Source organism: Sphingobium sp. UBA5915 (genome assembly GCF_002431195.1).
Lineage (GTDB): Bacteria > Pseudomonadota > Alphaproteobacteria > Sphingomonadales > Sphingomonadaceae > Sphingobium > Sphingobium soli.
The window spans coordinates 21,722-24,077 of sequence record NZ_DJDV01000090.1 but is presented as its reverse complement, the minus strand read 5'-3'; the positions used below and the strand labels follow the sequence as shown (position 1 = coordinate 24,077).

Annotated in this window: 2 protein-coding genes; both read right to left on the bottom strand. The window is 60.6% G+C overall.

The features are described 5' to 3' along the window. On the bottom strand, window positions 1-278 hold a 278-nt coding region (locus B2V90_RS15725), incomplete at its 3' end, for a GTP-binding protein (protein WP_293922202.1). Window positions 279-413: 135 nt separating this feature from the next. Beyond that, window positions 414-2,356, bottom strand: a 1,943-nt coding sequence (fusA, locus tag B2V90_RS15720) for an elongation factor G (protein WP_293922199.1), incomplete at its 5' end; no start/stop codon positions are given.

Sequence of the window (2,356 nt, the reverse complement as noted above, 5' to 3'; positions counted from 1 at the left end):
ATCATGTTCTTGACGTAGTCAGCGTGACCCGGGCAGTCGACGTGCGCATAGTGACGCGCTTCGGTTTCATATTCGACGTGGGCGGTCGAAATGGTGATGCCGCGCTCGCGCTCTTCGGGCGCCTTGTCGATGTTGGCGTAATCAACGAAGGTCGCGCCGCCGGTTTCGGCCAGCACCTTGGTGATCGCCGCGGTCAGCGAGGTCTTGCCATGGTCAACGTGACCGATGGTGCCGATGTTGCAGTGCGGCTTGTTCCGCTCAAACTTAGCCTTAGCCATTTTTTCCTACCTTCTAATCAAATCAGCTTGGTCAGACCGCTCGGCCGCGCCTCGCGAAGGCGCGTCCATAGCAGCAAATTTACAGATTACCAGCCCCAAACCGACCCGTTTTCACGGGTTGGCCCGGGTTTACCCTCAGGCCATCTTCGCCTTGACCTCGTCCGCAACATTCTGCGGCACTTCGTCATAATGCGAGAAGATCATCGAGTAGTTCGCACGGCCCTGGGTGAAGGAACGCAGCGAGTTCACATAGCCGAACATATTGGCCAGCGGCACCATGGCTTCAACCACCTGCGCATTGCCGCGCGTGTCGGTGCCCTGGATCTGACCACGACGGCTGTTCATGTCGCCAATGACGTCGCCCAGATATTCCTCCGGGGTCACGACTTCGACCTTCATGACCGGCTCAAGCAGGGTGATGCCCGACTTCTGCGCCGCCTCACGCATCGCTGCGCGGCCGGTGATTTCGAACGCCAGCGCCGACGAGTCGACGTCGTGATAGGCGCCGTCGTAGAGCAGGATTTCGAAGTCGATGATCGGGAAGCCGATCAGCGAACCGGTGGCAGCGGTTTCGCGCATGCCCTTTTCGATCGCGGGGATATATTCCTTGGGAATATTACCGCCCTTGATCTCGTCCTTGAAGATGATGCCCGCGCCGCGCTCGCCCGGCGTCAGCTTCACCTTGATGCGGCCGAACTGGCCGGTGCCGCCCGACTGCTTCTTGTGGGTATAGTCGATATCGACCGGCTTCTTGAGATATTCGCGATAGGCGACCTGCGGCGCACCGACATTCGCCTCGACCTTGAACTCGCGCTTCATGCGGTCGACGAGGATTTCGAGGTGCAGTTCGCCCATGCCCTTGATGATGGTCTGGCCCGATTCATGGTCGGTCGAGACGCGGAAGGACGGATCCTCGGCGGCCAGGCGGTTGAGGGCGACGCCCATCTTTTCCTGATCGGCCTTGGTCTTGGGTTCCACGGACAACTCGATGACCGGCTCGGGGAATTCCATCCGTTCCAGGATGATCGGCTGGCGCTCGGCGCACAGCGTGTCACCCGTGGTCGTTTCCTTCATGCCGGCGAGCGCGACGATGTCACCGGCGTAAGCGGTGTCGATATCCTCGCGGCTGTTGGCATGCATCAGCAGCATGCGGCCGATCTTTTCCTTCTTGTCCTTCACCGAGTTCAGATAGGTGCCCTTGGTGAGCGTACCCGAATAGATGCGCAGGAAGGTGAGCGAGCCCACGAAGGGGTCGTTCATGATCTTGAACGCCAGGCCCGAGAAGGGCGCGTCATCGGCGGTCGGCCGACTGTCGGGCGTTTCGCCGTCCATCTTGACGCCCTGGACGTCTTCGATGTCGAGCGGCGAAGGCAGATAGTCGACGACCGCGTCGAGCAGGGGCTGAACGCCCTTGTTCTTGAACGCACTGCCGCACAGCACCGGCACGAAGGCATGCCCCAGCGTGCCCTTGCGGATCAGCTTCTTGAGCGTCGCGGTGTCGGGCTCATTGCCTTCCAGATAGGCTTCCATCGCCTCGTCATCCTGTTCGACGGCGAGTTCGATCAGCTTTTCGCGATATTCGGCTGCCTTGTCGGCGAGGTCGGCCGGAATCTCTTCATAATAGAATTCGGCGCCCAGGCTTTCATCCTTCCAGATGATCGCGCGGTTTTCGACCAGATCGACCAGACCCTTGAAATCGCTCTCCGCGCCGATGGGCAAATAGAGAACGGCCGGGGTCGCGCCCAGGCGATCGATGATCGTCTGCACGCAATAATAAAAGTCGGCGCCGGTGCGGTCGAGCTTGTTGATGAAGCACATCCGCGGCACTTTATACTTGTCCGCCTGGCGCCACACGGTTTCCGACTGCGGCTCCACGCCGGCAACGCCGTCGAACGCGGCAACCGCGCCGTCGAGCACGCGCAGCGAACGCTCGACTTCGATGGTGAAGTCGACGTGGCCGGGGGTATCGATAATGTTCAGACGATGTTCGGGACCCTTGCCCTCAGCCGCCTTCCACACGCAGGTCGTCGCAGCCGACGTGATGGTGATACCACGTTCCTGCTCCTGCTCCATCCAGT